Genomic DNA, 15,613 nt, shown 5'->3' with positions numbered 1-15,613 from the left:
AGGCTAAAAAAAGTGAATGACTTGAGTTTTCTGAAAAAATATGCTATATTTCTTATTGTAATGATACTAGAGGTGAGTGAGGGTTGTTTTTCCCTCACTCTTTTTATGGCATGAAACAAGAATCTCGTTACAAGAATTAGAGGAGGGATCACAATTTGAGTACGGTTGTGGAAACTGTTACAGCATTAGTAACACCTATTTTAGAGGCGGAAAATTTTGAATTAGTTGAGGTAGAGTTTGTAAAAGAAGGTAAGAACTGGTTTTTACGTGTGTTCATTGATAAAGAAGAGGGTATTGATATTGAAGAATGCGCCTTTGTGAGCGAACGTTTGAGTGAAAAACTGGATACAATTGAACCTGATCCAATTCCACAAGCCTATTTTCTTGAGGTTTCTTCTCCAGGTGCGGAACGTCCTTTGAAAAAAGAAACAGATTATGAAAAAGCAATTGGAAATTACATTCATGTTTCTTTATATCAAGGTGTTGATGGCGAAAAACAATACGAAGGTTTTTTACAGTCTTTTGACACAGAAGAACTGGTACTGAAAGTTCGCATTAAAACTAGAGAAAAAGAAATCACATTTGATCGAAAAAATATTGCGCTTGCACGCTTAGCCATTCAATTTTAATCACGGAGGAAATCAAGAAAATGAGTAAAGAAATGTTAAATGCTTTAGATGCTTTAGAAGCAGAAAAAGGGATTGCCAAAGAAATCGTGATTGAAGCATTGGAAGCGGCTTTAATCTCAGCTTATAAACGTCACTATGGTCAATCACAAAACGTTGAAGTTGTTTTTGATCAGAAAAAAGGCAACATTCATGTTTATGCGGTAAAAGAAGTCACGGAAGAAGTGATGGATTCGCAATTAGAAGTCTCTTTAAAAGACGCGATTTTATTGAATCCAGCTTATGAAATTGGTGATAAAATCCGTTTTGAAGTAACGCCAAAAGATTTTGGTCGAATTGCGGCTCAAACAGCCAAACAAGTTATTTTACAACGTGTTCGTGAAGCAGAACGCAATATCATTTACAATGAATTTAGTGCGTATGAAAACGACATTATGCAAGGGATTGTGGAACGTCAGGACAATCGTTATATTTATGTCAACTTAGGTAAAATTGAAGCAGTGTTATCAAAACAAGACCAAATGGCCAATGAATTTTATCAACCGCATGACCGTATTAAAGTTTATGTTTCAAAAGTAGAAAATACATCAAAAGGCCCACAAGTTTTTGTTAGTCGCAGTCACCCAGATTTGTTGCGTCGTTTATTTGAACAAGAAGTACCTGAAGTCTATGATGGCACGGTTGAAATTGTTAGCATTGCTCGTGAAGCGGGTGATCGTTCGAAAGTCGCCGTTCGCTCTTTTGACCCTAATATTGATCCTGTAGGAACTTGTGTTGGACCAAAAGGCCAACGTGTTCAAGCATTAGTGAATGAACTAAAAGGCGAAAACATGGATATTGTAGAATGGAATGAAGACCCAGCTATCTACATTGCGAATGCTTTGAACCCTGCTGAAGTTACAGATGTTATTTTTGATACAAGTAATCCAAAAGCTTGCACCGTTGTTGTGCCAGATTATCAATTGTCTCTTGCAATTGGAAAACGTGGTCAAAATGCACGTTTAGCTGCAAAATTAACGAGCTTTAAAATCGACATTAAATCAGAATCTGATATGAAAGATTTTTATGCGCAATTAGAGCAAGAAGAAGCAAATGAAACAGATGATGAATTGATTATGGAAGAAGTAAACATGACGGCAGATGATTATGAAAATGTCGCTTTTGATGAAGAACAAAACTAGGGGGAAGCTTGAATGAAAAAAAGAAAAATTCCTTTAAGAAAATCGGTTGTTTCCGGTGAAATGTTCCCTAAAAAAGATTTACTAAGAATTGCAAAGTCAAAAGAAGGTGTTGTTTCGATTGATCCAACTGGAAAAGCACCTGGTCGAGGCGCGTATATTGCGATTGAACCAACTGAAGCACAACAAGCTTGGGATAAAAAAATCTTGGATCGCGTACTAGAAACAAAAATTACAGATGCTTTTTATGAAGAACTATTGGCATATGTTTCTCATCAAAAAGCTCGTCGCGAGTTATTTGCCAATGAATAAAGAAAAAGCGTTGAATTTGCTCGGTCTGGCGATGCGAGCGGGTAAATTAATAACAGGTGAAGAGTTAACTCTAAAAGACATTCGTGTTCAAAAAGTCCAATTGGTTTTTGTTGCCAATGATGCCAGTGAAAATACACAAAAAAAGATTAAAGATAAAAGTTTATATTACGAAGTTCCTTGCTTTGCTTGCTTTACGTCAGCTGAATTGAGTCAAGCAATTGGAAAAAATCGAATGGTTGTGGGAGTGAAAGATCCCGGCTTTGCCAAGAAGATGAAGGAACTATTATTAGGTTAGGAAGGTGATTGCATGACGAATAAAAGAGTCTATGAAATTGCAAAAGAATTAAACAAATCAAGTAAGGATATTATTGATAAAGCGCACACTTTGGGAATTGATGTGAAAAACCATATGGGTGTTGTTTCAGAATCACAAGAAAGAGTCTTGCGCCAAGCTTTTACAAGTAAAGGCAATGATACTCAAAGAAAACCACAAGAAAAGAAATACCAAACACAAAGAAATAACCCTAATTTCCAAAATCGGGCAAAACCAAGTAACTCAAATCACGCAGGTGCTAGAAACGACGCACCAAAAAATAATGAGCAACGTGGCGGAAACCAACAACAAGGCAACCGTCCTAATACGCAAGGCGGAAATCGCCCGACAAATCAAGGGAACACGCAAGGAGCCAATCGTTCGGCTAACCAGAACACAAATCAAGGACAAAAACGAAATAATAACCAAACCACTAACCAAAACCGTGAGAATCGACCAACACAAGGGACGGCGCAAGGGACAACACAAGAGCGTAGTAACAACCAAAATCGTTCAAACCAAAATCGCGGTAACCAAGGTGGCAATACAGGATTTGGTAATCGTAATCAAAATTCCCGTTATAATAAAAAAGGGAAAAAAGGACGTCAACAGCAACAACAAGCACCAAAACCAGCTGTACCTGCACGTAAATTCCGTGAATTACCAGAAGTTTTGGAGTACACCGATGGAATGAACGTTGCTGATATTGCGAAGAAAATTTATCGCGAGCCAGCAGAAATCATTAAAAAGCTATTCTTATTAGGTGTGATGGTGAATCAAAACCAACCATTAGATAAAGAAACGATTGAATTATTAACAACGGATTATGGAATTGAAGCGCAAGAAAAAGTTCAAATTGATATTGCAGATATTGATAAGTTTTTTGAGCCAGAAGAAGCAAACGAAGAAGCACTGGTGTCTCGTCCTCCAGTTGTAACAATTATGGGGCATGTAGACCACGGGAAAACAACGTTACTTGATACACTAAGAAAATCACGCGTTACAAGCGGAGAAGCTGGTGGAATTACGCAACATATTGGGGCGTATCAAATTGATATTGATGGTAAACCAATTACATTCTTGGACACGCCAGGACACGCGGCCTTTACAAGTATGCGTGCTCGAGGGGCGAGTATTACCGATATTACAATTCTAGTCGTTGCAGCAGATGATGGAGTAATGCCTCAAACAATCGAAGCGATTAACCATGCGAAAGCGGCGCACGTTCCAATTATTGTTGCAGTAAACAAAATCGACAAACCAGCAGCGAATCCGCAACATGTCATGCAAGAGTTAAGTGAACATGGCTTGATTCCTGAAGCATGGGGTGGCGATACCATTTTTGTTGAAATCTCTGCGAAATTTGGACAAAATATCGAAGAGTTGCTTGAAATGGTCTTATTAGTAGCAGAAGTAGAAGATTTAAAAGCAGACCCAACACAACGCGCAATCGGAACAGTGATTGAAGCTCGTTTAGATAAAGGTAAAGGGCCGGTTGCCACTTTACTTGTTCAACAAGGAACGTTAAAAATTGGTGACCCAATTGTTGTGGGGAACACGTTTGGTCGTGTCCGCGTGATGACGAACGATTTAGGTCGTCGTGACAAAGAAGCTGGACCAGCGACACCAGTTGAAATTACAGGATTAAATGATGTGCCACAAGCAGGTGATCGTTTTGTTACTTTTGAAGATGAGAAAACAGCTCGTGCAGCAGGTGAAGAGCGTGCCAAACGTGCGTTACTGGAACAACGCGGTAGCAATACTCGTGTAACCTTAGATAACCTCTTTGCTAGCTTAAAAGATGGTGAAATTAAAGACGTTAACGTTATTATTAAGGCAGACGTGCAAGGAACAGCAGAAGCTTTAGCTGCTTCTTTACAAAAAATTGATGTCGAAGGTGTTCGTGTAAATATTGTCCATTCAGCAGTAGGGGCAATCAATGAAAGTGACGTGACATTAGCCGCAGCAAGTAATGCAATTATTATTGGCTTTAACGTGCGACCAACACCGCAAGCAAGACAACAAGCTGAAGCAGAAAAAGTAGATATTCGTTTACACCGTATCATTTATAAAGCGATTGAAGAAATTGAAACAGCCATGAAGGGGATGCTTGATCCTGAATTTGAAGAAAAAATTACAGGACAAATGCTTGTTCGTGAAACTTATAAAGTTTCAAAAGTGGGCACCATTGCTGGGTGTTACGTGACAGAAGGCTTTATTCGTCGTGATAGTGGTGTTCGTGTGATTCGTGAAGGCATTGTAATCTTTGAAGGCCAGTTAGCTAGCTTGAAACGCTTTAAAGATGATGCCAAAGAAGTTAAATTAGGTTTTGAATGTGGGGCAATGATTGAAAAATTCAATGACTTGAAAGTTGACGATGTAATTGAAGGTTTCATTATGGAAGAAATCAAACAAAAATAATGCATAAAAAGAACATTAGAGGAGGTTTTTTCGATGGCTAATTACCGTGATCGCCGTGTCGCGCAAGAAATTTTAAAAGAAGTAAACCAAATTCTTCGAAAGAAAGTTCGAGATCCTCGCGTCGAAAATGTAAATATTACCGATGTTCATGTCACTGGTGACTTACAACAAGCGACGATTTATTACAGTATTTTATCCGATTTAGCTTCAGATAAAAAAGCGGCTCAAACCGGTTTAGAAAAAGCAACCGGCTTAATTCGCCGAGAATTAGGGAGTGCGTTATCAATTTACAAAACACCTGAATTAATTTTTGAAATTGATGAATCGGTTGAATATGGAAATAAAATTGATGAAATGATTCGGAACTTACATAAAGATTAATGAAAAAGAAACAGTTTCAGCCTTGGCGCTGGTGACTGTTTCTTTTTTTAGAAAATTTACTGAAAAACATGCTATAATAGTTCAGTTGAAAGTATTGTAAAGGTGTGAAAAAAATGGATGGAATCTTACCATTATGGAAAGAACGTGGCATGACTAGTCATGATTGCGTATTTAAACTAAGAAAAATCTTGCGTACAAAAAAAGTGGGGCATGGGGGTACCCTTGATCCTGATGTAGATGGCGTTTTACCAATTTGTATTGGCAAAGGAACCAAAGTAATTGAGTTTTTATCCGATTCTGGAAAAATTTATGCTGGGGAAATTACGCTTGGCTATAGCACGACGACGGAAGATGCTTCTGGCGAAATCGTCGAACAAATGTCACTAGAAAAGCCTTTTTCAAATGAAGAAATTGATGCAGCGATGCAACGTTTAACGGGGGAAATTACTCAGATCCCACCAATGTATTCAGCCGTTAAAGTTAATGGGAAAAGATTGTATGAATATGCTAGAAATAATGAAGAAGTAGAACGCCCACAACGTCAAGCGTTCATCACTTCTTTTCAACGAACGAGCGAACCGATTTGGGATGCGGAAAAGAAAACGCAAAAATGGCGCTTTGAAGTCGAATGTGGGAAAGGGACTTATGTCCGGACATTATCGGTTGATACAGGTAAAGTACTTGGAGTCCCAGCACATATGTCTGATTTAACACGTTTAGCGAGTGGTGGATTTTCAAAAAAACAAGCACTCACTTTAGATCAAGTGGCACAGTTAATGGAAAAAAATCAAATGGATCAAGCGTTATTACCGATAGAATTTGTAGTAAAAGATTTCCAACGAGTTGATTTATCAGAAGGCCAATGGGTAAAAGTAAAAAATGGCGCTCGCCTGATGTATCAAGAGTTAGGGTTGCTTGCAATGCCGAGTGCACATCTGGCTGTTTTTTATAAAGACTATTTGGTGAGCATTTATGAAAAACATCCAAGCAAAAATGGCGTATTAAAACCTTTAAAAGTTTTACGTACAGCGTTAGAAGAAGAGGAGTAAGTCAATGGATATTATTGAAATTCGTCATCCATATCATATATCTGAAATCCCGAATGAGCCAGTGGTTTTAGTTTTAGGTTTTTTTGATGGCGTTCATAAAGGGCATCAAAAGGTCATCGAAGAAGGGCGGAAAATTGCAAAAGAAAAAGGGTTAAAACTAGCATTAATGACTTTTAATCAACATCCATCAATCGTGTTTCAAAAAGCAACAAATGAACGAATGCGTTATTTAACTAGTTTGGATCAAAAAAAACGTTTGATGGCCGAATTAGCGATTGATTATTTGTATATTATTGAATTTACTTCCGATTTTGCTAGTTTGAAACCACAAGCTTTTGTCGATCAGTATATTGTTGGTTTGCAAGCCAAGTATGTCGTTGCTGGTTTTGACTATACTTATGGTCCTAGAGAAATTGCGAATATGGCTCAACTACCTAATTATAGCCAGGGACGATTTGAAATTGTGACGGTTCCAAAAGAAACCCTTGATGGGGTAAAAGTAAGCTCAACACGAATTCGCGAAGAATTAGATGCTGGCAATATGGAATGCGTAAAAAACTTACTCGGATATTTTTTTGAAATTGAAGGAACCGTGATTCATGGAGATGCTCGAGGTCGGACATTAGGGTTTCCGACCGCAAACATAAAAACGAAGAGTAGCGTCCGTTTACCCAAAGAAGGCGTTTATATTACCGAAATTAAAGTTGGCGATCATTGGTATCCCTCAATGGGTTCGATTGGGCGCAATGACACGTTTGAAAAAAATCGGCCAGTTACAGTTGAAGTTAATATTCTAGATTTTCATCAAGATATTTATGGTGAACAAGTTACGGTTCGTTGGTGTCACCATTTAAGAGATCAAGTTGCATTTAATGGCGTTGAAGCTTTGATTGCACAACTTAATCAAGACGAAAGAGAAACGCGGGCTTATTTTTCGAGTTAACCAACCGAACGACAGAATGATCATTTAGGCTTGTAGAGCTATGGAATTTAATATTTGCTAGAGAAAGGAAAAAGCGATGAAATTTGTAATGATTATTGGTCCTCAGGCCGTTGGTAAAATGACTGTAGGACAAGAATTAGCTAAAAAAACAAGTTTAAAGTTATTTCACAACCATATGACGATTGAATTGCTTGAACCTTTATTTGGTTTTAGCTCGGAGTTGTGGCAGCTATCCGATTTATTTCGATATGAAATTTTTAAAAAGATGGCTGAAAGCAAAGAGGCAGGTTTGATTTTTACTTATGTCTGGGCATTTGATTTACAAGCCGATTGGGATTTTGTGAATCGAGTAACTGCGCTATTTGAGTCAAAAAATGCGACCGTATATTTTGTAGAACTAGAAGCCGATTTAACCGAACGACTTGAGCGAAATAAAAGTCCGCATCGTTTGGCGCATAAGCCAACTAAAAGAAATATTGAACGGTCTGAAAATGAGTTGAAAAAAACGATAGAAAACCATCGCTTGCATTCGTTTGAAGGCGAAATTAAAAATAAAAATTACTTAAGAATTAATAACACCCATTTAGAAGCACAAGAAGTGGCCGACTTAATTATCGATAAATTTCATTTGTGATTGTCGGCTTGGCAAAATCAAAACATGAACTCGTATGCTCCATCTACCTATTAAAAATAAAGAATACTTTTTAAGTTGATCTAGGAGGGAAATATGCAAATAAATTATAAAAAAATCTATCCTTCAGTTTTGGGTGATTTGATTTTAACCAGCGATGAGAAAAGCTTAACCGGCTTGTATTTTGGCGAACAAGAATGGCAAAATCAAAAAGAACCGTTAATTTATAGCGAAGAAGAAACAGAAGTGTTGTCCAAAGTAACTGCTTGGTTAGACGACTATTTTAATGGCAAACAACCACCGATTGATTTCCCATTAAAAGCGAACGGTACGCCCTTTCAAAAATTGGTTTGGCAAAAAATTAGCGCTATTCCGTATGGTAAGACAACGACTTACGGACAAATTGCAACTGAAGTAGCGCAAGATTTGAAAAAAGAACGAATGTCAGCGCAAGCAGTTGGAGGGGCCGTCGGAAGTAACCCCATTTCAATTATCGTGCCTTGTCATCGTGTTATTGGTAAAAACGGGAGTGTGACAGGTTATGGTGGTGGCATTTCACGTAAATTAACCCTCCTCGATATTGAAAAAACAGATCAGAGTACTTATTTTGTGCCGAAGTCGTTAGAAAATGATTAATGTTCGGATTTTAACTGTTTTTAACAAGTAATTAAAATCATTTATTTGTTTTTTATCAAAAAAACGAATAAAAAACTGTTATTTTCTATTTAAATTCACATAATAATATGGTAATCTATTGCTGTTAAGAAATTAACAAATATGATTAAGGGGTGCGTTATGGAACGAATTTATCAAGGAAAGACAAAAGATGTTTATTTATTGGAAGATGGCAATGTACGCTTGTTTTTTAAAGATGAAATGACTGGTAAAGATGGCGTATTTGATCCAGGTGAAAACCAAATTGGCTTAACAGTGGAAGGGTCAGGTCGCTCAGGGCTTGCTGTTAGCCAACATTTTTTTGAACGATTAAATAAAGAGGGCGTTCCAACCCATTTCTTAGGCGCCAATTTAGATGAGAAAACAATGGATGTAAAAAAAGCAGTTGTTTTTGGCAATGGAATCGAAGTCATTTGTCGCTTTAAAGCAACAGGAAGTTTTGTTCGTCGTTATGGCCAGTATGTAGAAGAAGGTGCTGACTTAGGTGGGTTTGTTGAAATCACACTAAAAGATGATGAGCGTCAAGATCCAACAATTAATGAAGACGCGCTTGTCTTGTTGGGGATTTTAAAAGAAGGCGAATATGAAATTATTAAAGAACAAACAAAGAAAATTTCAGAAATTATTAAAAAAGAATTAGCTGACAAAGGGTTAGAATTATTTGATATTAAACTCGAGTTCGGCCGTGGTGAAAAAGCGGGAGAAGTCATCTTAATTGATGAAATTTCTGGTGGAAACATGCGTGTTTTTGACGGGACCACTCCTGTTCATCCGTTAGATTTTGGTAAGTATTTATTTGCGTAAAGTAGATTGATTTTCACTGTTTTCAACAAGAAGCGATGTGTTTTCTCTCTTTAATGAGAAAATACATCGCTTCTTGTTGTTTTGTGTTATAATCTTTTCTGGAGAACGACCTACAGCAAGAATGTCAAGGAGTTACGAATTTGAATAAAATAATACAAACGCCACCTAAAAATATTTCAGCTTATATTCATATCCCGTTTTGTGAGCATATCTGCTACTATTGCGACTTTAATAAAGTTTTTTTGGAAGGTCAGCCAGTCGATGAATATATTGAAGCGCTATTAAAAGAAATGAAACTGACTTTGGCGAATCAGCCCATTTCAGCTTGCGATACCATCTATATTGGCGGTGGGACCCCAACATCGCTAAATGCTAAGCAGCTTGATCGATTATTAAGTGGCATCCATGACGTGTTGCCTACGCAGACGACAAAAGAATTCACAATTGAAGCCAACCCAGGTGACTTAACACAAGATAAATTAGACGTGATTAAAAATCATAAGCTTAATCGTTTATCGATGGGGGTGCAAACATTTGACGATCGCCTTTTGAAAAAAATTGGTCGTAAGCATTCCGCTCAAGATGTCTATGACACACTCGAATTGATTAAGAAAAATCAATTGACGAATGTAAGTATTGATTTAATTTATGCTTTACCTGGTCAAAGTATTGAAAGTTTTCGCGATACATTAACGAAAGCTTTAGCGTTTGATTTGCCTCACTATTCCCTTTATTCTTTGATATTAGAAAATAAAACAATGTTTATGAATTGGATTCGACAAGGGCGAATGGTCTTGCCGAATCAAGAATTGGAAACACAAATGTTTGAAGAAGCAATTGAAGCGATGGAACAAAGTGGGCACCATCAATACGAAATTAGTAATTTTGCCAAACGTGGACTAAAATCGCAACATAATCTAATTTATTGGAATAATGAACAATATTTTGGTTTTGGTGCCGGTGCAAGTGGTTATCTAGGAAATGAACGTTATAAAAATTACGGGCCTATCCAACATTACTTGAAACCACTAAGAGAAGGGCGTTTGCCAATTTATGAAACAGAAAGAATCTCTGAAAAGAATCAAATGGAAGAAGAAATGTTTTTAGGTTTAAGAAAAATTGAAGGTGTTCATTTAGAAAAATTTAAGCAGCGATTTGGACAAGATTTGACGAACGTTTATGAAAAGCCACTTTCAGAATTAATTGCACAAGGCTTAGCTGAAATGGATGAAACGTATTTTCGTTTGACCAAAAAAGGGCTATTTATTGGGAATGAAGTCTTTGAAAAGTTCTTGTTAACAGATGAATAAAAATGGATTAGCACTCTTGTCAAAAGAGTGCTAATTTTTTAGGTAAAAATCTTGACAACTCCTGAAAATATGATATATTTATAATCGTATTAGCACTTAAAACAAAAGAGTGCTAATAAGGGGTGATAAATTTGTTAACACAAAGACAAGGAGATATTTTAAAGTTAATTATTCAACACTATACGACAACTGGACAACCAGTAGGCTCAAAAACCTTAATGGAAAATGGCATTTCAGCAAGTTCGGCAACGATTCGAAATGAAATGAAGCGATTAGAAGAAGAAGGATTACTAAGTAAAACTCATTTTTCTTCCGGTCGAGTGCCATCAATGCAAGGGTATCGCTACTATGTGGATCATTTGTTGCAACCAGCACAAGTTTTGCCGACGGAGATTCAAACGATTCGGCAAGCGTTTGGTCAAGAGTTTCATGAAATTAACGAGATCATTCAAGAGTCTGCCGATATCTTATCGAGTTTGACCAGTTATACGGCGTTATCGCTAGGTCCAGATGTAAGTGAAAGAAAATTGACAAGTTTTAAAATTATCCCTTTGAATCATCGGCAAATTATTGCGATTATCGTTACGGACAAAGGAAACGTTGAAAATCAAGTCTTTACACTACCGCCAAACATTCATAGCGACGATTTACAAAAGATGGTCAATATGATTAATGATCGCTTGGTTGGTCAGCCGTTAATTACTGTTTATCAACGTTTACGTACAGAAATCCCTATGATTTTGCACAAATATTTTCAAACGACAGAAGGGATTTTGGATTTATTTAATCACTTGTTAGGTCATTTATTTGAAGAGAAGATTTATGTGGGTGGCCGAATGAATTTAATTAATTTTGGGGCCATGCAAGATAAGGGGCAATTTGAATCCATTTATTCTTTCATGAAAAATTCCGATGAGTTAACACAATTGCTTGCGCCACGCCACTCGATGATTCAAATAAAAATTGGCGCAGAACTTGGAAACGAGTTGCTTGATAATATGAGTTTAATTCAAGCCAATTATGAGATTCATGGTCATGGTAAAGGAACCATTGCACTATTGGGTCCAGCCAATATGCCTTATTCAAAAATGTTTGGCTTGATGGATGTTTTTAGTCAAGAATTAGCAATGAAGTTAGCTGACTATTACCGAGCGTTAGACTCGACAGGTGAGTAACGATAGAAAGTTTCGATAAGAGAAGGGAAGTTCGTCAATTGTCAGAAAAAGAAGAAAAAGAATTAGTAGAAGAAACGCCCGTTAAAGAAGTTGCAGATGAGCAAGTTATTGAAGAGTTGGCAGAAGAAGTTGTTTCGGAAACAGAAGAATTGCAAAAAAAACTCGACGAAATGGAAGATAAGTTTTTACGAGCTTCAGCTGAAATGGCAAATATTGTTCAACGCAATCGCAACGAACGAGAATTGCTTCAACGTTACCGATCGCAAGATTTAGGCAAAAACCTATTGCCAGTGATTGATAATTTGGAACGTGCACTAGCAGCGGAAGTGACCGAGGAAGAAAGCCTTAGCTTGAAAAAAGGTGTTGAGATGGTCCTTGAAAGTGTCCAGCATGCTTTAAAAGAAGAAGGGATTGAAGAAATTCCGGCAAAAGGAGAAGTTTTTGATCCGAATGTTCATCAAGCGGTTCAAACTATTCCGGCAACAGAAGACTATCCGACAGATACGGTCGTTGAAGTTTTGCAAAAAGGGTACAAATTGCATGACCGTGTTTTACGAGCAAGCATGGTCATTGTAGCACAATAAAAATACATAAATTTAAAGGAGATTTTTAATATGAGTAAAATTATTGGTATTGACTTAGGTACAACAAACTCAGCTGTTTCTGTTTTAGAAGGCGGCGAAGCAAAAATTATTACAAACCCAGAAGGAAATCGTACAACGCCATCTGTTGTATCATTCAAAAGTGGTGAGATTCAAGTCGGAGAAGTGGCAAAACGCCAAGCAGTAACTAATCCGCATACTGTATCCTCAATTAAACGTCATATCGGTGAAGCAGGTTATAAAGTAGACGTTGATGGGAAAACTTATACACCACAAGAAATTTCTGCAATGATTTTACAATACTTAAAAGGTTTTGCAGAAGAGTATTTAGGTGAAAAAGTTGAAAAAGCGGTTATTACTGTTCCAGCTTACTTCAACGATGCACAACGTCAAGCAACAAAAGATGCAGGTAGAATTGCTGGTTTGGAAGTTGAACGTATTGTAAACGAGCCAACAGCAGCAGCATTAGCTTATGGTTTAGATAAAACAGACCGCGAAGAAAAAATCTTAGTATTTGACCTTGGTGGTGGTACATTTGACGTTTCAATTCTTGAATTGGGCGATGGTGTCTTTGATGTATTGTCAACAGCCGGCGATAACCATTTAGGTGGCGATGACTTTGATAATAAAATCATTGATTACATGGTAGCAGAGTTTAAAAAAGAAAATGGTATTGACTTATCTGCTGATAAAATGGCAGTTCAACGTTTGAAAGATGCTGCTGAAAAAGCGAAAAAAGACTTATCAGGCGTGACAAGCACACAAATTAGCTTACCGTTTATTACAGCCGGAGCAGCAGGTCCATTACACTTAGAAATGAACTTAACTCGTGCGAAATTTGACGAATTAACAGCTGATTTAGTTGAAAGAACAAAAATTCCAGTTCGTCAAGCTTTGAAAGATGCTGGCATTTCTCAATCTGAAATTGATGAAGTAATCTTAGTTGGTGGTTCAACACGTATTCCTTCAGTTGTTGAAGCGGTTCGTAAAGAAACAGGAAAAGAACCAAATAAATCAGTAAACCCTGATGAAGTAGTTGCAATGGGTGCAGCGATTCAAGGTGGCGTAATTAGTGGGGATGTAAAAGACGTTGTATTGCTTGACGTAACACCATTATCTTTAGGAATTGAAACAATGGGTGGCGTATTTACACGTTTAATCGATCGTAATACAACGATTCCAACAAGCAAATCACAAGTATTCTCAACTGCTGCGGATAACCAACCAGCCGTAGATATTCATGTATTGCAAGGGGAACGCCCAATGGCTGCAGACAACAAAACTTTAGGTCGTTTCCAATTAACAGATATTCCAGCAGCACCACGTGGTATTCCTCAAATTGAAGTAACGTTTGATATCGATAAAAACGGAATTGTGAACGTGTCAGCGAAAGATTTAGGCACACAAAAAGAACAAACAATTACAATTAAATCATCTTCAGGTTTAACAGATGAAGAAATCGAACGCATGGTGAAGGATGCAGAAGCGAATGCAGAAGCGGATAAAGCACGTAAAGAAGAAGTAGATTTACGAAATGATGTTGATTCTTTATTATTCACTGTGGATAAAACATTGAAAGAATTAGAAGGAAAAGTTGACGCAGAAGATGTTCAAAAAGCGGAAGCTGCTCGTGATGAGTTAAAAGCGGCAGTTGAAGCAGACAACATTGAAGAAATGAAAGCAAAACGTGACGCTTTGAATGAAATCGTTCAAAACTTAACGGTTAAATTGTATGAACAAGCCGCTCAACAACAAGCGCAACAAGACCCTGAAGCTGCACAAGGTGGAGCCGATGATGTCGTTGATGCTGATTTTGAAGAAGTCGATAACGACTAATGATGTAACTTGTGAAGGAGCCAAAGTCTATTTACTTTGGCTTTTTCTATTGAAATATAAAACAAGCATCTCAAATTCTGATTAAAAAAATTAAATGATGTTGCTACTGCTAAATTTATGCTAGAATACATAAGATGAATAAGAGATTAAAAGTGGGGGTAGCCAATGGCAACAAAACGTGATTATTATGAAGTCCTTGGAGTTCAAAAAGGCGCTTCAGATGATGAGATAAAAAAAGCTTATCGAAAATTATCAAAAAAATACCATCCGGACATTAATAAAGAAGCGGATGCCGATGAGAAATTTAAAGAAGTGACAGAAGCTTATGAAATTTTAAGTGACGCACAAAAACGCGCAGCCTATGACCAGTATGGGCATGCAGGAACAGATCCGAACTTTGGCGCAGGTGGCTTTGGTGGCGGGTTTGGTGGCTTCTCAGGTGGTGGCGGCTTCGGTGGTTTTGAAGATATCTTTGAATCATTCTTTGGTGGTGGCGGTGGTCGACGGGTAAATCCGAACGCACCTCGTCAAGGGGATGATTTGCAGTACACCATTAATCTATCTTTTGAAGAAGCGATTTTTGGTGTAGAAAAAGAAATCCAGTATAAACGCGAAGAAACGTGTCACACTTGCCACGGTAACGGGGCAAAACCGGGAACAGAACCGACAACATGTCACAAGTGTCACGGTTCAGGAACGATTAACGTCGAACGTCAGACACCACTAGGACGAGTGATGAGCCGTCAAACTTGTGACGTTTGTCATGGAAGTGGAAAAGAAATTAAAGAGCCATGTGCAACTTGTCATGGAACGGGTCATGAAAAGAAAACTCATAAAGTGAAAGTCAATGTTCCTGCAGGCGTTGAAAATGGCCAACAAATGCGTTTGGCAAACCAAGGGGAAGCGGGTGTAAACGGCGGCCCTTATGGAGACTTGTACGTAGTCTTTTATGTCGAAGAAAGTTCCATTTTTGATCGGGAAGGTTCAGAGATTTATTATGAATTGCCTTTAAATTTCGTTCAAGCTGCTTTAGGTGATGAAGTGAATGTTCCGACAGTTCATGGAGAAGTGAAACTAAAAATTCCAGCAGGCACGCAAACAGGTACAAAATTCCGTTTACGTGGCAAAGGAGCGCCACGATTGCGTGGTGGTGGTACAGGTGACCAACAAGTAACCGTGAAGTTGATTACACCGAAAAACTTAAGCGACAGTCAAAAAGAGGCGTTACGTGCATTTGCAAAAGCAAGTGGACATGAGCCACAAGAGCAAAATCAAGAAGGTTTCTTTGATAAAGTGAAAGATGCATTCGGCGGTAGCAAAAAGAAATAGCATAAATAAAGGATGAATAATTACAAAA

16 protein-coding genes are annotated in these 15,613 nt (G+C 37.7%); all 16 read left to right on the top strand.

The genetic code is table 11. From position 1 onward, the window contains the following. The first annotated feature begins 155 nt into the window (after positions 1 to 155). The 16 genes from rimP (at position 156) to dnaJ (ending at position 15,585) form a co-directional block, all read left to right on the top strand. Positions 156 to 629, top strand: coding sequence for a ribosome maturation factor RimP (gene rimP, locus JOD14_RS00465; protein WP_204652715.1), 474 nt, complete (start codon positions 156 to 158; stop codon positions 627 to 629). Positions 630 to 649: 20 nt separating this feature from the next. Then, on the top strand, positions 650 to 1,807 hold the full coding sequence (nusA, locus tag JOD14_RS00460; RefSeq protein ID WP_204652714.1) for a transcription termination factor NusA: 1,158 nt from the start codon (positions 650 to 652) through the stop codon (positions 1,805 to 1,807). A gap of 12 nt (positions 1,808 to 1,819) precedes the next feature. Next, positions 1,820 to 2,116, top strand: a complete 297-nt coding sequence (gene rnpM, locus JOD14_RS00455) for an RNase P modulator RnpM (RefSeq protein WP_204652713.1) — start codon at positions 1,820 to 1,822, stop codon at positions 2,114 to 2,116. Then, a complete protein-coding gene (locus JOD14_RS00450) occupies positions 2,109 to 2,411 on the top strand; it encodes a YlxQ-related RNA-binding protein (RefSeq protein WP_204652712.1) in 303 nt (100 codons plus the stop codon). The genes rnpM and JOD14_RS00450 overlap by 8 nt, the downstream gene beginning before the upstream one ends. Before the next feature lie 12 nt (positions 2,412 to 2,423). Continuing rightward, positions 2,424 to 4,850, top strand: a complete 2,427-nt coding sequence (gene infB / locus JOD14_RS00445) for a translation initiation factor IF-2 (RefSeq protein ID WP_204652711.1) — start codon at positions 2,424 to 2,426, stop codon at positions 4,848 to 4,850. Between the two features lie 33 nt (positions 4,851 to 4,883). After that, positions 4,884 to 5,231, top strand: a complete 348-nt coding sequence (gene rbfA / locus JOD14_RS00440) for a 30S ribosome-binding factor RbfA (protein ID WP_204652710.1) — start codon at positions 4,884 to 4,886, stop codon at positions 5,229 to 5,231. Positions 5,232 to 5,344: 113 nt separating this feature from the next. Continuing rightward, the gene (truB, locus tag JOD14_RS00435; protein WP_204652709.1) at positions 5,345 to 6,280 is read left to right on the top strand and encodes a tRNA pseudouridine(55) synthase TruB; all 936 of its coding nucleotides are present in this window, start codon (positions 5,345 to 5,347) and stop codon (positions 6,278 to 6,280) included. Positions 6,281 to 6,284: 4 nt separating this feature from the next. After that, positions 6,285 to 7,223 carry a riboflavin biosynthesis protein RibF gene (ribF, locus tag JOD14_RS00430; RefSeq protein WP_204652708.1) on the top strand — a complete coding sequence of 313 codons (939 nt, stop codon included), beginning with the start codon at positions 6,285 to 6,287 and terminating at the stop codon, positions 7,221 to 7,223. Positions 7,224 to 7,299: 76 nt separating this feature from the next. Then, positions 7,300 to 7,857, top strand: coding sequence for a DEAD/DEAH box helicase family protein (locus JOD14_RS00425; RefSeq protein ID WP_204652707.1), 558 nt, complete (start codon positions 7,300 to 7,302; stop codon positions 7,855 to 7,857). Between the two features lie 93 nt (positions 7,858 to 7,950). Then, positions 7,951 to 8,490 (top strand): methylated-DNA--[protein]-cysteine S-methyltransferase, encoded by a 540-nt coding sequence (locus JOD14_RS00420; protein ID WP_239576012.1) that lies wholly within the window; start codon positions 7,951 to 7,953, stop codon positions 8,488 to 8,490. 159 nt (positions 8,491 to 8,649) lie between these two features. Continuing rightward, positions 8,650 to 9,333 carry a phosphoribosylaminoimidazolesuccinocarboxamide synthase gene (locus JOD14_RS00415; RefSeq protein ID WP_204652706.1) on the top strand — a complete coding sequence of 228 codons (684 nt, stop codon included), beginning with the start codon at positions 8,650 to 8,652 and terminating at the stop codon, positions 9,331 to 9,333. A 152-nt stretch (positions 9,334 to 9,485) separates the two neighbouring features. Then, complete coding sequence (hemW, locus tag JOD14_RS00410; RefSeq protein ID WP_455317195.1) at positions 9,486 to 10,643, top strand: radical SAM family heme chaperone HemW; 1,158 nt, start codon at positions 9,486 to 9,488, stop codon at positions 10,641 to 10,643. Between the two features lie 131 nt (positions 10,644 to 10,774). After that, complete coding sequence (gene hrcA, locus JOD14_RS00405; RefSeq protein ID WP_204652705.1) at positions 10,775 to 11,818, top strand: heat-inducible transcriptional repressor HrcA; 1,044 nt, start codon at positions 10,775 to 10,777, stop codon at positions 11,816 to 11,818. Positions 11,819 to 11,820: 2 nt separating this feature from the next. Beyond that, positions 11,821 to 12,402, top strand: a complete 582-nt coding sequence (grpE, locus tag JOD14_RS00400; protein WP_338031659.1) for a nucleotide exchange factor GrpE — start codon at positions 11,821 to 11,823, stop codon at positions 12,400 to 12,402. Positions 12,403 to 12,432: 30 nt separating this feature from the next. Beyond that, positions 12,433 to 14,256, top strand: coding sequence for a molecular chaperone DnaK (dnaK, locus tag JOD14_RS00395; protein WP_204652703.1), 1,824 nt, complete (start codon positions 12,433 to 12,435; stop codon positions 14,254 to 14,256). Positions 14,257 to 14,421: 165 nt separating this feature from the next. Further along, positions 14,422 to 15,585 carry a molecular chaperone DnaJ gene (gene dnaJ, locus JOD14_RS00390; protein ID WP_204652702.1) on the top strand — a complete coding sequence of 388 codons (1,164 nt, stop codon included), beginning with the start codon at positions 14,422 to 14,424 and terminating at the stop codon, positions 15,583 to 15,585. Positions 15,586 to 15,613 lie beyond the last annotated feature (28 nt).

This window comes from Enterococcus lemanii (genome assembly GCF_016909125.1).
In the GTDB taxonomy this organism is placed as follows: Bacteria; Bacillota; Bacilli; order Lactobacillales; family Enterococcaceae; genus Enterococcus_I; species Enterococcus_I lemanii.
This window is presented reverse-complemented; position numbering and strand designations above follow the sequence as displayed.

Bases quoted from the DNA above. Each gene is read 5' to 3' on its own strand.
- nusA (WP_204652714.1), top strand. From the start codon at position 650: ATGAGTAAAGAAATGTTAAATGCTTTAGATGCTTTAGAAGCAGAAAAA.
- rnpM (WP_204652713.1), top strand. From the start codon at position 1,820: ATGAAAAAAAGAAAAATTCCTTTAAGAAAATCGGTTGTTTCCGGTGAA.
- JOD14_RS00450 (WP_204652712.1), top strand. From the start codon at position 2,109: ATGAATAAAGAAAAAGCGTTGAATTTGCTCGGTCTGGCGATGCGAGCG.
- infB (WP_204652711.1), top strand. From the start codon at position 2,424: ATGACGAATAAAAGAGTCTATGAAATTGCAAAAGAATTAAACAAATCA.
- rbfA (WP_204652710.1), top strand. From the start codon at position 4,884: ATGGCTAATTACCGTGATCGCCGTGTCGCGCAAGAAATTTTAAAAGAA.
- truB (WP_204652709.1), top strand. From the start codon at position 5,345: ATGGATGGAATCTTACCATTATGGAAAGAACGTGGCATGACTAGTCAT.
- ribF (WP_204652708.1), top strand. From the start codon at position 6,285: ATGGATATTATTGAAATTCGTCATCCATATCATATATCTGAAATCCCG.
- JOD14_RS00425 (WP_204652707.1), top strand. From the start codon at position 7,300: ATGAAATTTGTAATGATTATTGGTCCTCAGGCCGTTGGTAAAATGACT.
- JOD14_RS00420 (WP_239576012.1), top strand. From the start codon at position 7,951: ATGCAAATAAATTATAAAAAAATCTATCCTTCAGTTTTGGGTGATTTG.
- JOD14_RS00415 (WP_204652706.1), top strand. From the start codon at position 8,650: ATGGAACGAATTTATCAAGGAAAGACAAAAGATGTTTATTTATTGGAA.
- dnaK (WP_204652703.1), top strand. From the start codon at position 12,433: ATGAGTAAAATTATTGGTATTGACTTAGGTACAACAAACTCAGCTGTT.
- dnaJ (WP_204652702.1), top strand. From the start codon at position 14,422: ATGGCAACAAAACGTGATTATTATGAAGTCCTTGGAGTTCAAAAAGGC.